General features: G+C 68.8%; 8 protein-coding genes. 5 read left to right on the top strand and 3 right to left on the bottom strand.

The genetic code is table 11. The features are described 5' to 3' along the window. Nucleotides 1-28 precede the first annotated feature (28 nt). Entirely contained in the window at nucleotides 29-6,925 is a 6,897-nt protein-coding gene (locus tag ACWCRJ_RS07935; RefSeq protein WP_450938490.1) for a DddA-like double-stranded DNA deaminase toxin, read from the bottom strand. A gap of 485 nt (nucleotides 6,926-7,410) precedes the next feature. Here ACWCRJ_RS07935 and ACWCRJ_RS07940 point away from each other — a divergent pair, with 485 nt between their 5' ends. The 5 genes from ACWCRJ_RS07940 (at nucleotide 7,411) to ACWCRJ_RS07960 (ending at nucleotide 13,303) form a co-directional block, all read left to right on the top strand. Then, the gene (locus tag ACWCRJ_RS07940) at nucleotides 7,411-10,893 is read left to right on the top strand and encodes a DNRLRE domain-containing protein (RefSeq protein ID WP_450938491.1); all 3,483 of its coding nucleotides are present in this window, start codon (nucleotides 7,411-7,413) and stop codon (nucleotides 10,891-10,893) included. Between the two features lie 142 nt (nucleotides 10,894-11,035). Continuing rightward, nucleotides 11,036-11,464, top strand: coding sequence for a VOC family protein (locus tag ACWCRJ_RS07945; protein WP_450938492.1), 429 nt, complete (start codon nucleotides 11,036-11,038; stop codon nucleotides 11,462-11,464). A gap of 85 nt (nucleotides 11,465-11,549) precedes the next feature. Next, complete coding sequence (locus tag ACWCRJ_RS07950) at nucleotides 11,550-11,957, top strand: hypothetical protein (RefSeq protein ID WP_450938493.1); 408 nt, start codon at nucleotides 11,550-11,552, stop codon at nucleotides 11,955-11,957. Next, nucleotides 11,954-12,469: a thiol-disulfide oxidoreductase DCC family protein gene (locus ACWCRJ_RS07955; protein ID WP_450938494.1), complete on the top strand. Its 516-nt coding sequence runs from the start codon at nucleotides 11,954-11,956 to the stop codon at nucleotides 12,467-12,469. Before ACWCRJ_RS07950 ends, ACWCRJ_RS07955 begins: the two co-directional genes overlap by 4 nt. Before the next feature lie 159 nt (nucleotides 12,470-12,628). Beyond that, the gene (locus tag ACWCRJ_RS07960; RefSeq protein ID WP_237547621.1) at nucleotides 12,629-13,303 is read left to right on the top strand and encodes a TetR family transcriptional regulator; all 675 of its coding nucleotides are present in this window, start codon (nucleotides 12,629-12,631) and stop codon (nucleotides 13,301-13,303) included. 307 nt (nucleotides 13,304-13,610) lie between these two features. Here the strand turns inward: ACWCRJ_RS07960 and ACWCRJ_RS07965 are convergent, their stop codons facing one another. Continuing rightward, nucleotides 13,611-14,009 carry an ATP-binding protein gene (locus ACWCRJ_RS07965; RefSeq protein ID WP_450938495.1) on the bottom strand — a complete coding sequence of 133 codons (399 nt, stop codon included), beginning with the start codon at nucleotides 14,007-14,009 and terminating at the stop codon, nucleotides 13,611-13,613. Nucleotides 14,010-14,143: 134 nt separating this feature from the next. Continuing rightward, on the bottom strand, nucleotides 14,144-15,697 hold the full coding sequence (locus ACWCRJ_RS07970) for an ABC transporter substrate-binding protein (protein ID WP_450938496.1): 1,554 nt from the start codon (nucleotides 15,695-15,697) through the stop codon (nucleotides 14,144-14,146). Between the last annotated feature and the right edge of the window lie 53 nt (nucleotides 15,698-15,750).

The following is a 15,750-nucleotide window of genomic DNA, read 5'->3' on the forward strand; positions in this document are numbered from 1 at the left end:
TACACACCATGAATTACAGCATTAAGGATCACGGATCCGCCAATCCTCGCAACGTGACCGGACTGCCACTGCCAGGATAATACACAGTCATACTTGAACCCTGAGGCAGGATGGCACGAACCGCCACCTGGCACCCTAGTGGCGCTCCGCAGACATGATCATTATTGATCATCACATGCGCATTCTTAATACCCTTGTCCCGCATCATCATCGCATACTTTGTTTCAACATGATCAGCTGAGGCATATTTAGCCCCCTTGGGTAGATTACGAATGTTGGGGGAACCGGACAGGTAATCTTGAGCACGCTTCGCCAGATCGTCTCCGCCGCTAGTTATTTCACTCCCGATCGAGTTTCCATTGGAGTCGAATATCCGCCCAGTAGTTATGCGCCTACCGGCAAGAGATTTCTGAGCAGTTGCAAGTGCTCCACTGAGGCCCCTCGCGCCACCACCACTCAGGCCCGCTAGGCCGCTTGCCGCAGCAGCAGCACCCATGTCACCGGGGTTGAGCCAGCGTTTGCCCCCGTTGCAACTCTTGGGGCAGGCATATATTTTGGCGACTGTGCGGGCCCAGGCTCCGGGATCACTTCCATCCTCACGCGGCGCATTGCAGTAATAGTCGAAGCCGCTGCACGCCTCCGTCATCTGCTGACGGATCTCCCGCGCTATTCGGTCGATGTCCTTGTGTCCGACCGGCAGGTAGATGCCCGGATAGATAGTCAGATACCAATCTTTCTCGATGCGTACTATCTGATTCGCATCGCCATTCGCGGCCTTGGGAAGTTGTCCGGTGTAGCCAGCGCCGGATACGCCCCGCTCACCGACCCCGCCCCCTCCCTGAGAAGCCCCCTGTCGGGCACCCACATAGCGCTTCTCGGTTCCGTTGTGGCCCGTTCCTCCGATCGGCAGTCCCTCGCCGCAGGTCAGGCACAGCCCCGTCGGGTCGGAGTTCGAGACCGGGCCGTTGTTGGAGTACGCGTACCCGTTCATCTGCAGCGGGTCCGCGATGTCGATGATCGGGTCCGCCGAGATGAACCGGCCCGCGTTCTGGTCGTACTCGCGGGCGCCGATGTGGGTCAGGCCGGTGGTGGTGTCCTCGATGCCGACGCCGATGTAGCCGCGCTTGTTGGGCCACGACGTCGGCTTCGGGCCGCGGAGTTCGCCGTACGGCTTGGCGGCTCGGCGGGTGACCGCCTGGCCGCTCGACAGGGCCACCGCCGTGTTCGCCGTGCCCAGGTGGTCCGCGAGGAGGGCCGAGAGCTGGTGCCCCGTCGTCGCGCCGCTGGTCGTGGTGCGGGTCACCATCGGGGCGCCGGGCTGGGCGTAGGACCGGGAGGCGCGGGTCACCGCACCCGCGCTGCTCGTCGTCACCTCCGTCTCGCCCAGGTACAGCGTCGAACCGGACGGGGAGTTCTCCAGGAGGCGGTTGCCGGCGGCGTCGTAGACGTACGTCGTCTTCTTGCTGCCGACCGTGATCGTGTCGAGCTTGTTCTCCGAGGTCCACTTCAGGTCCTGGGTCCCGGAGGCCAGGTCACGGTCCGTCGTGTTGCCCACCGCGTCGTACGTGTAGGTGCTGCTCTGTCCCGCCGGGCTGGAGCCGATCGACGTCATCGTGTGCGGCTGCTTGGAGGTGTTGTAGCCGTACGTGAAGGTGACGTTCTTGGTCGCGTCCGCCGGGTCGGCTTCGGTCAGGGTGGCCCGGTTGCCCAGCCAGTCGAAGGTGAAGGACTGGTGGTAGGCCGTGGCACCTGTGGAGACCGTGTTCGCGGCCGGGGCGGTGGCCGCCAGCGTCGACTTGAGCGAGGCGTCCGGGCTGGACGCGTCGCTCGCCGTGTCCGGCGCGTCGGCCACAGGGCCCGACGAGGCCGCGTAGTCCGTGCGCGGACCCCACGTCGTCCCGTTCGCCGCCTTGCAGCCTGTGCCGTTGCCGGTGGGCGTGACGTTCGACGTCCAGGCGTTGGCCAGCTCCCCCATCACGTCGTACGTGAAGCACTGGGTGTCCCAGGTGTCGCCCGACGCATCCGACAGCTGACGGGCGTTCGACGTGATGACGCCGGACTTGTCGTACGAGTACGAGCTGTCCGAGATGCGGTGGGGACCGGCGGTCTCGCGGTCCGCGACCGTGCGCTGGAGGCGTCCGGTGTAGGGGTCGACGAAGTTGGTCGTCCACACACGGTTCGGCTGGGAGCCGGACACCGTCCGCAGGGGTTCGCCGTACGGCGAGTAGGTGACGTCGGACGTGTACCAGGCGAGACCCGAGGTCGACTCGGTCAGGCCGTCGCTGTTGTAGCGGGTGACGACCTTCTCCTGGGCCAGACCGCCCACCGACGGCAGCGTGACCGTCTGCGGCTTTCCGGTCTGCGTGTACGTGTACTTGTACGCGTACGTGCCCGAGACACCCGTCGTCATGGTGTTCGCGGGAATCACGGTCTCCGTACCCGTGGGACGGTACTCCGTGTCATAGCCGGTGACGCGGCTGATGTAGTCGCCGTTCACGGTGTGCCTGGTGGAGGCGACCGGCTGGCCGAGGGCGCCCGACAGGGAGTCGTACGTGAACGACTTGACGGGGTTGCTCGTCTCGGAGCCCTCACGGACGAACCTGACCCGGCTCAGCTCGTCGTACTCCGTGTACGTCGTCCGCTTCTCCGCGTCCGTCACCTTGTACGGCCGGTCGGCCTCGTCGTACCACGTGTCCGTCTTGCCGACGTCCGGGTCGGTCGTGGAGGTGACCCGGCCCCGGGCGTCGTACGTGTACGTCCACTCGTTGCCGGCGGGGTCGGTGACGCTGGTGCGCAGGCCTCGGTCGTCGTACCCGTAGGTGGTCGTGCGTCCCGCGCTCGTGCTGTCGTCCTTGTGGTGGACGACCGAGGTGACCCGGCCGAGCGCGTCCGTGACGGTCCGGACGCGCGGCGACGTCGAGCCGGCCGGGTCCACGGAGGTGAAGGTGTCGCCGTACTCCGACCTGGCCGTGTACACCTTCTTCTCGTCGTGGTAGGTCGACTGGCTGACCGGCCTTTCCAGACCGTCGTAGAGGTGCTTGATCCGGCCCGGGACGAGCGACTTCGACTTGGGCGAGAAGAGTTCGGCGGCCGGTCCGTTCTTCGCGAGGTAGGCGCTGGTCTGCTCGTCGACCAGGCCGTGGTCGTTGTAGGTGGTGTCCGTGACGACTCGACCGGGGCCGTGTGCCTCCGACTGGGTCTGGACCTGGCGCATGAGGCCGTCGTAGATCGTCACCTGGCGGCTGTAGGTGCCGTCGTCCTTGAGTGACTTGGTCGTGACGGCGGCGGGACGGGACTCGTTCGAGGTGGCGATCGCCGACTGGTACTCGATCTCGACGTTCGGTGACTTGGAGCCCGAGGAGCGGGACGGCGACCAGCCCTTCAAGAAGCGGCCGAGGGCGTCGTACTCGCTGCGGATGACCCGGCCGTTGGCGTCCGTGACCGTCAGCGCCAGGCTGCGGCCCGGGTCGAAGGTCGTGGTGACCGCGTGGCCCTTGGCGTTGATCGCCTTCACCGAGGTGACGGGACCGCCAGCGTCGCCCGGGGTGTACTGCATCTCCGTCGTACCGGCGCCCGGCTTGGCGACGGTACGGACCCGGCCGAGCGGGTCGTACGTCGTCTTCGTGACGACCGAGTACGCGGTTCCGGCGCCGTCCACACCGGCGGCAGCCGTGACCAGCCCCTTCGTCGGGGTGTCGCCGTACGACAGGTTGTCGTAGGTGGTGCGGCTCGCACTGATCAGCTTCGTGGCCGGGTCGGCGATGTCGTGGGCCGCGCAGGTGGTGCCCGTGGTGCGCTGCTGCTTGGGCAGGCCGATGAGCCAGGCCGACGTGTTGTGCACGTACGACGTCCTGGTGCAGATCTGATCGGAGAACGCCTCGCCGGAGCCGTCCGGCTTGACCACCGCCGTCTCGACCTGGACCGGGATGCCGTAGGTGTCGTCGACGGTCGTCAGGGTCCGGACGGCCCGCCAGCTGTCTCCGACCTTCTGGATCTCGTCCGTACGCTTCACACCACTGCGGTGGGCCAGCAGCGGATCCATGTCCGCGCCGTCCTCGGCCTCACGGAACCGGGACGCGGTCTGCTCCGACCAGGGGTAGGTCAGGGTGCGCTTCTTGGGCGTGCCCTTGTCCGAGTCGAGGTAGGTCAGGGTCTCCGCCGCCATGCCCGCGTACTGCGGCTCGTCGTCGGTGACGAGCGTGTACTTGCCCGTGGAGTCCTTGACCTCGCCGCCGACACCCTGGAAGTACCGCGTCTCGGAGTAGGACTGCGCCTGCGGCACTCCCGCAGAGGTGGTGGTCTTGCTGCCCTTGGTGACCGCCACTTGGCGGTAACCGCGCCAGACGCTGTGCGTGCGCAGGGACGGGCGGGTGAACTCGTCGTCGGTCTTCGCCCAGGCGGGTTCCGAGTAGTCGTACTGGGTGTAGATCAGTTTGCCCCGCGAGGTGACCTTGTCGTTCTCGGTCACGGAGTGCACGACGTACTTGTTGAACCAGGACTTCGCGGGCTTCTTCTCGTCGCCGTCCGGCGACCAGCGGACCGGGTAGCAGGTGCCGTTGTCCTTGCCCTTGTCCTCCGACGGCTCGCTCGCGCAGCCGCCCTTGTACTCGACCTCGATGTCACCGCCGTGCTCGGTGGCCACCGTGCCGATGCGGGGGCGGGTGAAGGGCGGACGCTGGTCCTTCGGGCCGCTCGACACCAGGTTGGGGAGCTGGCGATCCCTCAGGCGTCCCTTCAGTTCCGAGGAGGAGCCGACCGTGTATTCGCCGAAGCTGACGCCGTCCTTGTGCTGGAGGGTGCCGGTGGTGTCGCCGGGGGCGAAGCCGCGACGGGTGATCGAGTTCAGCCAGAGGCCGGGGGACGTGTAGTACCAGTCCTCGGGGAAGGACTGGTGAAGTTCGTACGTGTCCACCTTGCCGAGACCGGTCTGGCCGGCTCGGGCCGCCTTCGTCGTCACCGAGTCCAGACGCATCTGGGTCCAGAAGGAGGGGAAGGCCGGGCAGAGCTTCGACGTCGACTTGCAGTTGAGGTTGCCTGGAGTGTCCCACCAGGGGCGGTACGCGCCCGGGTCGGAGGTCTTGGCGAAGTTCGCCGCGTCGCAGGCCGTCGCGGACTTCAGGCAGCGCTGCGCCACGCCGAACTCGACGGTCGCGGACGGCTTGGTCAGGTCCGCGCGCATGCCGTACTCGATGGTCTTCGGGTAGGCGAAACGGTCGTACTGCTCGGGGGACTTGAACTTCTTCTTCACGGCGTAGTGGTTCGTCTCCTGCTTCCAGGTGACGACCAGGGCGTTGCCGTGCACGTCGACGACCTTGTCCAGGCCCCAGCGCCAGGCCTGCTTCTTGCCGGAGCCGCAGCGGGAGTCGGCGAAGGCCGTGGCGTGGCAGGGCTCGCCGGGGTGGTTGCCGAAGACGGGGACGGTGGAGACGGAGTCGGTGTCGGCGTGACCGCCGCCGACCTGGTTGAGGCCGTAGTAGTACTTCGTGCCGTCCGTGGTCGTGACGATCCAGTACTCGCCGTTGTTGTCGCCGTTGGTGCCGCCGACGCGGTGCTCGATCCGGGTGCCGTCGTCGCTCTGGGGGCGGTAGATCTCGGTGTCTTTCTCGGGGTCGCTGCCGGAGGCGGCGTCCCGCACGAGTTCCGTCGTCCTGCCGCCCAAGGACATCACCGCGTTGTGCGACACCCAGCACAGGTCGGACGTCTTGTCCTTCTTGGCCGTGTTGTTGGCGGCGCCGGACTTCATCTTCTTGCGGTCGTCCTGGCAGGCGCGGTAACGGCGCTCGATGTGACCGGCGTCGTAGTCCCAGCCCTCGCCGATCCAGGAGGACTGGGGAGAGGCGACGGCTGTACGGCCGTCCACGGTCTGGGAGTTGTAGCTGAACTCGACGTTCGGCGCTGGGCCTGCGGGGGCCGCCGGGATCGTCAGCGGGTACGACCAGGTGAAGGCACCGGACGAACCGCCCGCCGACCACTTGCCGCTGGAGGCCAGCGGTGTGGCCTTGAACGTGCCGCCGGCACCGCCGCCGGAGTCGACCGCGCCGACGACGGCCGTGTCACCGGTCGCGGCGACCGGAGTGACCCCGGTGGCCGACGTGACTCCGGTGGCCGACGTGCGGTAGGACGCCTGGGCGATCGACGGCCCGCCGGACGGGGTCGTCCGTGCGGAAGCGGGCGTGACGGTTCCGTCCGCCGCCGTGTCGACCGTGGCGGTGATCGACTGGGTCTGGACGTCGTTGGTGGTCTCCAGCTCCTCGTACTCCTGGCAGGCCTCGTCGTCGGGCGTGGTCAGGTAGCACTCGGGGAACTGGACGAAGCGCAGGCGGGAGGCCCAGTCGGCGCCGTAGAGGTTCTTGAACTTCGCGTAGTCGAGCTTGACCGCGATCGGCACGGAGCCGGTCGCGGGAGCCTGGACCTTCACGACGGTGCCGTCGACGCCCTGCGACACGGCGGCGGCGCGGTCGTAGAGCTGGACCTGCCAGGTGCCGGTGGGCGCGGCCTGGTCCGGAGCCTGCCCAAGACTGACGGGCAGAGTTCCGGCGGGGGTCATGCCGGCCTGTCGCGCGGTCGCGGTCGTACGGGCCGACGCGGGACTGGTGCTCACGGCCGAGCCGAAGTCGACCGGCTCCGTACCGGCCGCCGGTGTGGTGACCGTTCCGGTCGGGGCCTGCTGCCGGTCCGGAGGGACGTCGACCTTCAGCGTCTCCAGGTCGGGTTCGGAGACCGCTCCGGCGACGATCTCCTCCTGGTCGAGGGTCTCCAGCTCGACGGCCTCGCGGCCCTTCTCGGCCGCGGCCGGGTCGGGCGGCAGCGCGAACGACTGCGCGGGCAGCAGACCCACGAGCAGCGCCGCCCCGAGCGTGGGCACGACGGCCGCGCGCACCCGGCGCAGCCGACGCGAGCGGACAGGCAAGAAGCGACCGAACACGGCGAGGTCCCCCCGGACCATTCGAGGCGGGGCCGGGAATGGACCACGCGTGATGGCGTATCAGATGGGCAGATTCTGTGTCGGCTCTGTGGAGTTCCGCTAGATCGACCGAGAGGATGTGATGATCACCACGGCGCGTAACGCAAGGTAACGGTCAGTGAAGTTTATTCCGCATTTACCTGTGCTTTACCGGAAGCAGTGACTCGTCTGCGATCAACCGCGCAGTCCATGAGGACTTGCCGCAAACACCCATGAAAGCAAGGCAGTTGGCTGCCGTAATGCAGCACTTTGCCCCAAGAGGGTCCGTCACCCGCGCAGTTGGCGACGACCGCGCACAACACTCTTTACGGTTCCCGCTGTTACTCGACTCATTCGGCGCCCTCCCTTTGCGATGCGTGACGACAGCGCTCTCGTGAGCCATCATCGGCTGGCCCGGCCGAGCCCTGTCCCGCGCCGGTTCCAAGGGGGGAAGGGGAACTCGCGTCATGACGCGCAAGGAGCGCAACCGGCGTCGCGTGCCCGGCGGACGGACCACCGCCGTCGTACTCACCGCGGCGCTCGCTGCCACCGGCATCACTTTCATCGGCCTCGGCCTGGACGGACCAGGTTCTCGCGGCAAGTCGAGCGGCGGCGAGACTAAGCCGGTCACGGACGCCGCCGCGCTCGCGCGGGCCGTGAGGACCGGGAAGCCCGTAGAGGTCACGGCGCTGCGCACGGCGCGGTCCACCACCTGGGCGCGGCCCGACGGCAGGATGGCCAAGAAGCTCTACTCCTCCCCGGTCCGGGCCAAGGTGGGCGGCGAGTGGAAGGACATCGACTACGACCTCCGCCGCACGGGGAACGGCTGGGAGCCGAAGGCCACCAACACCAGGATGGTGTTCTCCGCCGGCTCCGAGGCGACGCGTGACAGGACACGCGACGACAGGCAGCGCACGTCCCGATCCACCGCGCACCGGGTCTCCCTGCTCAAGAGCCTCAGGACGGCCGCCGCCGACGCGAGCACCCTCGTCACCCTCACCGTCGACGGCCACGACATCCACCTCACCTGGCCCGGCGCGGTCCCCGCCCCGATCGTCGACGGCTCGCGCGCCCTGTACCCGGAGATCTTCCCGGGTGCCGATCTGGTGCTGACGGCCGACGACGACGGCTTCGCGCAGTTGCTGGTCCTGAAGAACCGGCAGGCCGCAGCCGACCCGCGCGCCAAGCAGCTCACCTACGGCATCACCTCGGCGGACCTGTCGTTCCGGCTGAACCCGATCACCGGCGTCCTCGCCGCCGAGGACGCGGACGGTGAAGAGGTCGCGCTGTCGCCGACGCCGCTGATGTGGGACAGCAGCGGCGCCCCGGCGGTCACCGACGGCTCGGTCGGCGCCTCCGCGCAGCCCACCGACCCGGAGAGCCCCGACGCCGACGACTCGTCCACCCCGACACCGGGCGACGACGCGAGCGCCACCGAGGAAGAACTCGTCGAGACGGACGAGCAGATCGACCCGGACCCCGAGGAACTCCCAGTGGGGACGGACGACCCCGCACCCACTCCGTCGGACTCACCGCCTCCCTCCGCACCGGCCGAACCGACGCCCGAGCCCTCGCAGTCCGGCTCGGCGGCCACCCTCAGCCTGCCCGGTCTCGACGGCCCCTCCCCCGACTCCCGCGGCGAGCTGGTCGAGACCGACCTGTCCGGAGGGAACTGGCTCCTCACTCCCGACCAGGACTTCCTCCGCGACCCGGCCACCACGTACCCGGTCTTCGTCGACCCGTCGGTCAAGAAGCACGTCCAGAACTGGACCACCGCGTACAGCCGGCACCCCAACGCCACGTTCTACAACGGCAAGGGCTTCAACAAGGGCGGTACGCACGAGGCCCGGGTCGGCTTCGAATCGGACACCTGGGGCACCTCGCGCTCGTACTTCAACATCGACTTCGACAAGGACCTCAAGGGCACGAAGATCGTGTCGGCGAAGCTGTACATGCTGGAGACGTACTCCTGGTCGTGCAGCGCCCGCTCGATGAGCGTGCATCTCACCGGCAAGGTCAGCGGACGGACCAACTGGAGGAACGCGCCCAGGCTGCACGACGGCAACAAGATCACCAGCAAGAGCTTCGCGCACGGTTACAAGTCCGGTTGCCGGGACGCCTGGGAAGGCTTCAACGTCCGTACGGCCGCCCAGAAGAAGGCCGACGAAGGACGGGACACCATCACGTTCGGGATGCGCGCCCGCGACGAGAACTCGCAGTACGCGTGGAAGAAATTCCAGGCCAACGGGGAGAACCCGCCCGTGCTCGAACTCGTCTACAACCGCAAGCCCACCGCTCCCACCTCCCTCGACCTCGGCCCCGACGCCAAATGCACCACCACTCAGCCGTACGTCCGGATGGGATCGGGAAGTCTGACCTTCACCGCCAAGGCGTCCGACAAGGACAAGAATCTCGAATTCCTGGACTTCGACCTGTGGCCGCACGGCAAATGGGCGTCGACGGGCGATCTGCTCGGCAAGACCGGCAAAGTGACCGTGGGCGGTGACAAGGACACCGCGCTGAGAACGACCGACGAGTTCTCCACCAGCAAGCTGACCAACGGCACTCTTTACTCCTGGCGGGTGCGGGCCCGGGACGACGCGGGATCGTTCTCCCGGTTCTCCCCGGCCAAGACACCGTGCCGCTTCGTCCTCGACACCGCCGCACCGAAGCTGCCCAAGGTCGGCTCCACCGACTTCCCCAACGCCGACACCGACGAGAACGGCTTCGGCAGCGGCGCCGACGACTCGAAGTGGAGTACGAAGAAGTTCGGCACGGCGGGCACCTTCACCGTGCGCGCCCTCAACACGGACGTCGTGCGGTACGAGTACGGATTCAACTCGCCCAGCTACCCCTTCCACCTGGACCGGAAGGCCGGTACCGCGACCTCCGTCAGTGCCACGCTGACCAATGCCAAGCCGCCCACCGCAGGGCCCAACGTGCTGTACGTGCGAACCGTGGACGGCGCCGGCAACGTGTCGCAGCCGACGAAGTACTTCTTCTACGTCTCCCCACGCGACCAGGCAGACTGGCCCGGCGACTTCACCGGGGACAAGCTCCCGGACCTGATGACCGTCACCGAAGCGGGCAACCTGTCCCTCTACCCCTCCCAGGCCACCAACGACCTCGCCAAGGGCTCCGGTGACCTGGACTACTCGATGGCCGGCGCCTACCGGGCCAACCCCGACAAGGATCCGAACGGCGACGACCTGCCGCCGTACGCCGGCGCGCCCTCCGGGCACTTCAAGGGCGCTCTGATCACCCACAACGGGGACATCTACGGCGGTGACGGACTCCAGGACCTGGTGGTGCGCGTCGGCGGCAGGCTGTGGGTGTATCCCGGCGACGGTTACGGTGCCGTCAACATCGACAAGCGTGTGGAGATTCTGCTGCCCGAGGGGGCTCCCAGCCCCGCCTCGTTCACGCAGATCGTGTCCACGGGTGATGCCACCGGCGACGGCCGCACCGACTTCTTCGCCACCGTGGGCGACGAACTGTGGGCTCTCACCGGCTACCACGGCGCCACGATCGACCAGGCGATCCGGCTGTCGGCCTCCGCCTGGACCGAGCGCGACATCGTCACCGTCCTGGACATCACCGGCGACGGGGTGACGGACATGGTGTACCGCACCGACGTCCACGCCCAGCTCATGCTCCGCAAGGGCAAAGCGGCGAGCGGCGGCGGCACCGACCTGGACTCCCTGTCGTCCGGCGCCGACTCCTCCGGCGGCACCGATCTCGAGTACGGTTCCGCCGGCTGGTCCGACGCCAACGTCCCGCTGCTCATCGGAACGCCGGACGCCAACGGGGACGGCATCCCCGACATCTGGACCGTGCGTTCCGACGGCTCGGTGCGGTTCTACGCCGGCGGCAAGACGGTTCTGTCGGGCTCCGGTACGGAGATCGTCGCACCCGCGAGCTACTGGAAGACCCGGATCGCCATCGGCTGACCGGAGCACGGTGAAAGGGGCCGGCCGCGGAAGTCCGCGGTTCGGCCCCTTTTCGGTGCCTCCCCAGGCCCGCCGTCTTCGACCGCGCATGCGCGTGCTGTCGCTCCCGCGGTCACACCGACCGACGCTCTAATCTGACGACATGTCAGACAAAGAGTCACATGTGTCGCACGAGTCGTACGAGCTGCTCGGCTTCGACAACGTCCTCCTCCCCGTCGGCGACCTCCCCCAGGCCGTCTCCTTCTACGAGCGGGCCGGCTTCGACGTCGGCTTTCGGCTGGACGAGGCCGGGATCGCGGGGCTGAAGGTCGGCAAGGAAACGCCCGGGCTACTGCTCCGGGTGGAGGAGGAGCTGCCACAGCGGCCGCCCGTGTGGGGGTCGGCGCGGGTGTGGCTGGAGGTGCCGGACGCGCGGGCCGCCGCGCGGGCCCTCTCGGCTGCGGGGGTGCCGCCGCTCGACGCGCCGTTCTCCGTGGCCACCGGATGGACCGTCGAGTTCGCGGATCCCTGGGGGAACGTCATCGGCCTCACGGACTACAGCAAGCGGCCGGAGCTGGCCCGCACCGGATGACCACTTGAACGTGTTCAAAAAGAGGTCTACAGTCTCTCCCAGGACGCTTTGAACGCGTTCAAGAAAGCCGGGAAGGGGTGGGGACATGGACCTCACGGTCGTCGCGTATGTCGTCTATTTGCTGGTCAGCGTGGGGCTGACGGTGTGGGTGGCACGGACGTTGAGCAGGAACGGGCGGATCTTCCTCTCGGACGTGCTGCGGGGGGACGAGAAGCTCGCGGACGCGGTGAACCACCTGCTGGTCGTCGGGTTCTACCTCGTCAACCTGGGCTTCGTGGCGCTGTATCTGAACGCAGAGGGCGCCATCACCAGCCCGCGCGAGGTGTTCGAGACGGTGTCGGCGAAGCTCGGTGTGGTGCTGCTCGTACTCGGGGCGCTGCACCTGGGGAACGTGTTCGTGCTGAACAAGTTCCGGCGGCGGGGCGTGATGGAGCGGGAGCAGATGCCGCCGGTCGCGCCGCAGGGCTGGGCCGCTCCCACGGGGCGGGCATGAGCACCATGGCCGAGCAGGCCGCTGTGGACCGGGGCGCCGAGCGCGTCCCGGTTCTCGGGCTCACGGTGCTGTACGACGCCCGGTGCGGGCTGTGCGCCTTCTTGCGGGAGTGGCTGGGCAGGCAGCGGCAGTTGGTGCCGCTGGAGTTCGTGGCGGCGGGGTCGGAGGAGGCTCGGCGGCTGTTCCCGTCGCTCGACCACGGGGCGACGCTGGAGGAGATCACGATCGTGGGGGACGGCGGCCAGGTGTACCGGGGAGCCGCCGCCTGGATCGTGTGCTTGTGGGCGCTGCGCGAGCACCGGCCGCTCGCGCACCGACTGAGCACCCCGGCGGGGGCCCGGTTCGCGCGCACCGCCGTACTCGCCGCCGCGAAGTGGCGGGGTGCCCACCGGCAGCCCGGCTCGGGCTGCGGGAGCGGCGGAGCCGAGCTGACGGGATGGGTGTACGACCGGCGGTACGGGTGGCTCTACCGCGCGCCCGACTGCGACACCGGTACCTGCCCGACTCGTTAGGCTCTGCCCGTGCCCGCACTGAACGACAACCCCAGCCCAGAGCCCGGCGCCGACGAGTCCGGTACCGAATCCGGCGCCGACGAGCCGTACACCGAGCCCTCGCCGGGGTCCGGGCAACCCGGCCCCAAGGGCTCCGCCAAGTCCGAGCAGACCCGCGCGCTGATCCTGGAGACCGCGCTGCGCCTCTTCCAGGAGCGCGGGTACGACAAGACGACGATGCGGGCCATCGCGAAGGAGGCCGGGGTCTCCGTCGGGAACGCGTACTACTACTTCGCCGGCAAGGAACACCTGATCCAGGGGTTCTACGACCGGATCGGCGCCGAGCATCTGGTGGCGGTGCGGCCCGTGCTGGAGCGGGAGAAGGATCTGGAGGCGCGGATCGCCGGGGTGCTCAAGGCGTGGCTGGACGTGGCGGAGCCGTACCACGAGTTCGCGGCGCAGTTCTTCAAGAACGCGGCCGATCCGCAGAGTCCGCTCAGCCCCTTCTCGCCCGAGTCGGAGGGGCCGCGCGAGGAGTCCATCGCCATCCACCGCGAGGTGCTCGCCGGGTCCAAGGCGAAGGTTCCGGACGAACTCCGGGAGATCCTGCCCGAGTTGATGTGGCTGTCCCTGATGGGGCTCGTCCTGTACTGGGTCTTCGACCGCAGTGAGGGGCGCGCCCGCAGCTACCGGCTCGCCGAGCGCGGCGCCCGGCTGACGACCCGGGGCGTCTCCCTCGCCCGGTTCCGCGCGCTGCGCCCCCTGGTCCGCGAGGTCCACGAGCTGTTCACGGACTTCCTGCCGGGCATGACGAAGGTGCTGCCGGATCCGGGGGCGGCGGGGCGGAAGGACTGATCAGGACCTGACGATCCGACGGGGCCGGTGACCTGCCGGGCTCGGCTCGCCGAGAAGGGCGCGGGCCGGCCGCGGAGAAGAGCGCCGACGGGCTCGCGGAGGAGGGCGGGGGCGCGAAGGAGAGCGCGAAGGAGAGCGCCGGCGGGCTCGCGGAGGAGGGCACGGGCAGGGGCGTACACGCGACGGGCGATGGCTTGAAAGCGACGGTCCCACCGCCGTGTCCGGGGGCCACGAGAAACCGCGGCGCGCTCTCATGGGCCCGCCCGGTCATGGCCAACCCCACCCGCCGACCCACTCCATCCAGGCGCTACGGCACCCCCACCAACGCCCACACCGTCTTCCCGTGCCGTCCCCGGCTCCACACCCCCCACGCCGCCGCGATGTGCTCGACGAGCCGTAGCCCGCGCCCCGTCTCCGCCCACTCCCCCACCTCCTGGAGCCGGGGCTCGGCCGTCCCCTCGTCCGAGACCTCGATGAAGCAGGAGCCGTCCGCCAGCGCGGTCACCGCCACCTCGAACTCCCGCTCCAGCAAAGGGCCATGGCGTACGACGTTGGTGGCCAGCTCGGAGACCACGAGCACGATGTCGTCCAGGGCGGCGGAACCCTCCCCGTGCCCCCAGTCGACCAGGTGTTCCCTCACGCGTCGCCGGACCAGGCCCACGGACGCCGGATGGCGGGGCAGCCGGAAGGAGTCGCGTTTCAGCACGTTCGCTCCTCACCCCGAACCCGCCCCCGACACACGAAGATGCGCGGGGCGGACGCGTCGTGTCACTCTCGCGCACACCCGACCCGCGAGTTCGCGTCAGATGTCACGCGGCTTCCGTCATATCCACGGCCGGATCAGATCCATGCCAGCCGCCACAGCCGGAACACCCCCGTCCCGTCCGACAGATACTGCGCCCCTCCCACGTCCTCGCTGCTGAGCACGTACTCCTTGCGCTGCCACAGCGGGATCATCGGCACGTCCTGCGCCACGACCTCCTGCAGCTCCTTGAAGTCGGACACGGCCCGGCCGCGGTCCGCGTAGCGCTGGCTGTCCTTGATGAGACGGTCGGCCCGCTCGCTGCTGTAGCCGTTGCTCAGGGAGCCGCCGGTACCGACGAGGGGCCCGCCGAAGGTGTCGGGGTCGGGGTAGTCGGCCACCCAGCCCACCCCGTACGCGTCCAGCTTGCCCTCGGCGTACCGCTTCTGGAACTCGGTCCACTCGTACGCCTTGGTCGTCACGTAGAACAGCCCGCTCGCCTCCAGCTGCTCCTTCAGTTCGGCGGCCTCGGCGGCGGACGAACCCCGGCCCTCGGCGTAGCCGTACGTGAAGCGCACCGGCATGCTGACGCCCGCCTCGTCGAGGAGGCGGCGGGCCCGCTGCGGGTCGGGCTGGGGGTTCGCGTCGAAGAACGAGGTGGTGTGGCCCGTGATGCCGGCCGGGATGAGTGAGTAGAGCGGGTCGGTGGTGCCCTGGTAGACGTCGGCGACCAGCTTCTCGCGGTTGATCAGCGCGGCCATCGCCTGCCGTACCCGGCGGTCGTGCAGGGGCGAGTCCGCCCGCACGTCGAGCACGAGGTTGCGGGTCTCGGTGCTGTCCGCCTCGGTGACCCGCTGGTCGGGATCGCTGGGGGACAGCTCGGCGAGCGTCTTGGGCGGCAGGGTGCGGGTGACGACGTCGACCCGTCGCGCCTTCCACGCCTTCTGCAGCGCGGCCGAGTTCTCGTAGTAGCGCATGAGGACGGGGCTGCCGGTGGTGCGGGCGATGCCCCGGTAGGCGTGGTTGGGGGTGAGGCGGGCCTGTTCCTTCGTGAACGAGGTCAGGGAGTAGGGGCCGGTGCCGTCGGCGCCGGCGTCGGTGCGCAGCCGGTTCGTCGGGTACTTGGTGCGGTCGACGATCGACCCGGCGCCGGTGGCCACCTTGAACGGGAAGGTGGCGTCCGGCGAGGAGAGGCGGAAGTCGACGGACAGCCCGCTCGCGGTGACCGACTGCAGGGTGTCGAGCAACGTGGCCGGGCCGACCTCCGCGTTGATGCGCTTGACCCGGTCGAAGGAGTACTTGACGTCCTTGCCGGTGACCTCGCGGCCGCTGGGGAACGTCAGGCCCGGACGCAGGGTGCAGCGGTAGACCAGGAGGGCGTTGCCGACGAACGCACAGCTCCGCGCGGCGTCGGGCACCGGTACCGCGCCGCCCGGTTCGAAGGTCAGCAGTGACTGGAACACGCTGCTGAACATCGCCCAGGAACCGGCGTCGTAGGCGCCGGCCGGGTCCAGCGAGGTGACCGTGTCGGTCGTGCCGACGGTGATCGTCCTGCTCTCGTCCAGCTGGGCCGGCAGCAACTGCCAGCCGCCGATCGCCGCGACCGCCAGTACCAGCAGCGACGCGAGAATCCGTAAGCGAACCGACCGCATCGGCGCCCCTCCCAAGAACCCCACCCGGCCCACTGCGCACAGTGGTTTCGCGG

The sequence above is a fragment of the Streptomyces sp. NPDC002324 genome, from assembly GCF_053593335.1.